The organism is Oleiphilus sp. HI0043, from assembly GCF_001634935.1.
Genome location: NZ_LWEY01000119.1, coordinates 1 through 838 on the forward strand (window position 1 = coordinate 1; position 838 = coordinate 838).

General features: G+C 47.9%; 1 pseudogene. It reads right to left on the bottom strand.

What is annotated here, in order from left to right:
- Positions 1–223 precede the first annotated feature (223 nt).
- Positions 224–838: pseudogene (purH, locus tag A3729_RS02620) on the bottom strand (bifunctional phosphoribosylaminoimidazolecarboxamide formyltransferase/IMP cyclohydrolase); the annotation flags it as partial.

The window sequence follows — 838 nt, forward strand, 5'->3', positions numbered from 1 at the left end:
TAGCCCCTTACTTTAATGCGTACGTAATCTGACACTGTTGTTGCTCCATTAATGATAGAAGTCCGTGGAAGCCTTCGGGCGTCCGATTAATAGGTAAAAATAGTCTAGCGTATATTATTAGGTAGTGCTAACTAGAGGCAGAAGAGTAGATGTATAGCAGGAAGAGTACCGTGCACCAAGTCTCAAACAGAGGCGGGTGCACGGTCATACAGAGCTTATTTGCTTAGTGTCGGAAGTGACGCATTCCGGTAAATACCATTACCAAACCGTGCTCATCAGCTGCATCAATGACTTCTTGATCACGCATTGAACCGCCTGGCTGGATGACACAACTAACGCCGGCATTTGCGGCATTGTCTATGCCGTCTCTGAATGGGAAGAAGGCATCTGAAGCCATCATAGAGCCTTTCACGGCAAGTCCGGCATGCTCAGCTTTGATTGCTGCGATGCGTGCTGAATTGACACGGCTCATTTGCCCGGCACCAATACCGATAGTTTGAGCGCTCTTACCGTAAACAATCGCATTGGACTTAACCATTTTAGCAACTTTCCAGGTGAATAAGAGGTCATCAATTTCTTCGTCTGTTGGCTGGCGCTTGGAGACAACAGTCAAATCTTCCTTACTGATCATGCCTAAGTCACGATCTTGCACCAGTAAGCCGCCATTGACGCGCTTATAATCGAAAGATGCTGCGCTGTCAGAAAATGCACCGCACTCTAGGAGGCGGACATTTTTCTTAGCGGCTACGGCTTCTTTCGCTTCGGCGCTAACGCTCGGAGCAATAATAACTTCAACAAACTGTCGGTCGACGATAGTTGTCGCGGTTTCCGCATCAAG